Source organism: Tardiphaga sp., assembly GCF_025356345.1.
Taxonomy (GTDB): Bacteria; Pseudomonadota; Alphaproteobacteria; order Rhizobiales; family Xanthobacteraceae; genus Tardiphaga.
In genome coordinates, this window is the sequence record NZ_JANXTC010000011.1 from 1 (window position 1) to 2391 (window position 2391).

General features: G+C 65.5%; 2 protein-coding genes. Both read left to right on the forward strand.

What is annotated here, in order from left to right; genetic code table 11:
• Nucleotides 1-853 (forward strand): GTPase ObgE (obgE, locus tag Q0S16_RS00330; RefSeq protein WP_295843792.1); only part of this gene is annotated, 853 nt, incomplete at its 5' end.
• 201 nt (nucleotides 854-1054) lie between these two features.
• The gene (proB, locus tag Q0S16_RS00335) at nucleotides 1055-2185 is read left to right on the forward strand and encodes a glutamate 5-kinase (RefSeq protein WP_295843793.1); all 1131 of its coding nucleotides are present in this window, start codon (nucleotides 1055-1057) and stop codon (nucleotides 2183-2185) included.
• The last annotated feature ends 206 nt before the right edge of the window (nucleotides 2186-2391 follow it).

The following is a 2391-nucleotide window of genomic DNA, read 5'->3' on the forward strand; positions in this document are numbered from 1 at the left end:
GGCGCCGAAAGGCACCAATGGCATGGGCAAGGACCGCCACGGCGCCAACGGCAAGGCCGTGACGCTGAAGGTGCCGGTCGGCACGCAGATTTTTGACGAGGATCGCGAAACGCTGATCCACGACTTCACCAAGCTCGGCGAAATATTCGTACTGGCCGAGGGCGGCAATGGCGGCTTCGGCAACGCGCACTTCAAATCATCGACCAACCGCGCCCCGCGCAACGCCAATCCCGGCCAAATTGGCGAGGAGCGCTGGATCTGGCTGCGGCTGAAGCTGATCGCAGACGCCGGCCTCGTCGGCCTGCCCAATGCTGGCAAGTCGACCTTCCTGTCGGTGGTCTCCGCCGCCAAGCCGAAAATCGCCGACTATCCGTTCACGACGCTGCATCCGCAGCTCGGCGTGGTCGACATCGACAGCCGCGAATTCGTGCTGGCGGACATTCCCGGCCTGATCGAGGGTGCCCATGAAGGCGCCGGCCTCGGCGACCGCTTTCTCGGCCATGTCGAGCGCTGCCGGGTGCTGCTGCATCTGATCGACGCCACCTGCGAACATGCTGGCCAGGCCTACAAGACCGTGCGCACCGAGCTCGATGCCTATGAAGGCGATCTCGCCAACAAGGTCGAGATCGTCGCGCTCAACAAGATCGATGCCGTGACCCCGGAGCAGCTCAAGCAGCAGAAGGACCGGCTGAAGCGCGCGTCGAAGAAGACGCCGCTGCTGATGTCGGGCGCCACCGGCGAAGGCGTCAAGGAAGCGCTGCGCGCGCTGGTCGTGGAGATCGGCGACGCCCCGGTGTCGGACAAGGCGAAGGCGGCCGGCGCCTCGGCGCCATGGGCGCCGATGTCCAACTGACATTTGATGCCATGAATGCGGGCCTGTCAGCCGTCATTGCGAGGTCAGGGAAAGCCGGTTGGCTTTCCCCTTGGCGCGGCGACGCGGCAATCCAGAAGCCACAAGTGAAGACTGGATTGCTTCGTCGTAACGGCTCCTCGCAATGACGCGGACGGGTCAAAGGCCAACACTCTTACCTCCACTTGCTGTTGACGAACCCCCATGTCATCGCCGTCGCTGAAAAACTTCCGCCGCATCGTCATCAAGGTCGGCTCGTCGCTGCTGATCGATTCCGTGAAGGGCGAAGTAAAATCCGCCTGGCTGACAGCACTGGCGGCGGATATCGCCTGGCTGCATGCCGATGGCCGCGACGTGCTGGTGGTATCGTCGGGATCGATCGCGCTCGGCCGCAGCCGGCTGAAACTACCACGCGGCGCGCTGAAGCTGGAGGAGAGCCAGGCCGCCGCCGCCGTAGGCCAGATCGCGCTGGCGCGGATCTGGTCGGAGGTGCTCGGCGCGCACGACATCGGCGCCGGCCAGATCCTGGTGACGCTGCAGGACACCGAGGAGCGCCGCCGCTACCTCAATGCGCGCTCGACCATCGCAAAACTGCTGGAATGGCGCGCGGTGCCGGTGATCAATGAGAACGACACCGTCGCCACCAACGAGATCCGCTACGGCGACAATGACCGTCTCGCCGCCCGCGTCGCCACCATGGCTTCCGCCGACCTGCTGGTGCTGCTGTCCGACATCGACGGCCTGTACACCGCGCCGCCCGGAGCCAATCCCGACGCCAAACTGATTCCGGTCGTGGAATCCGTCACCGCCGAGATCGAGGCGATGGCCGGCGCGGCCGAATCCGAACTGTCACGCGGCGGCATGTACACCAAGATCGAAGCGGCGAAGATTGCCACCACCGCCGGCACCCATATGGTGATCGCGTCCGGCAAGGTCGAACATCCGCTGCAGCGTATCGCCGATGGCGGACTCTGTACCTGGTTTCTGACCCCCGCCAATCCGGTCACGGCGCGAAAACGCTGGATCGCCGGCTCGCTGGAGCCGAAGGGCACGCTGACCATCGACGCCGGCGCCGTGGCCGCGCTGCGCGCCGGCAAGAGCCTGCTGCCGGCCGGTGTGATTCGCGTCGACGGCCAGTTTGCCCGCGGCGACGCCGTGGTGGTGCGCGGCCCTGACACCCATGAGATCGGCCGCGGCCTGGTGGCGCATGACGCCGAGCATGCCGAACAGATCAAGGGCCGTTCCTCGCCGGAAATCATGCGGATTCTCGGCATCAACGGCCGCGCGGAAATGATCCATCGCGACGATCTCGTGATCGGCGCCGCGCCGGGTTAGAGGCGGCGTCAGCCTGATGGAATGGTGCCCCGCAGAGCCGGGACCGCCAGAAACACCGCGCTTGGCGCGGTCCCGACTCCGCGGAGCGGCACAAGCCGCGTCCGGGACACGAACCCCAGCCGGTAAATCCGAATGAAAAGATTCTAGAGTCTGATGACCTAAAGATGAATCGGTGTCCCATCCCCCCGTCATTGCGAGGAGCGAAG

Coding starts and splice junctions, on each gene's coding strand:
- proB (WP_295843793.1), top strand. CDS start 1,055: ATGTCATCGCCGTCGCTGAAAAACTTCCGCCGCATCGTCATCAAGGTC.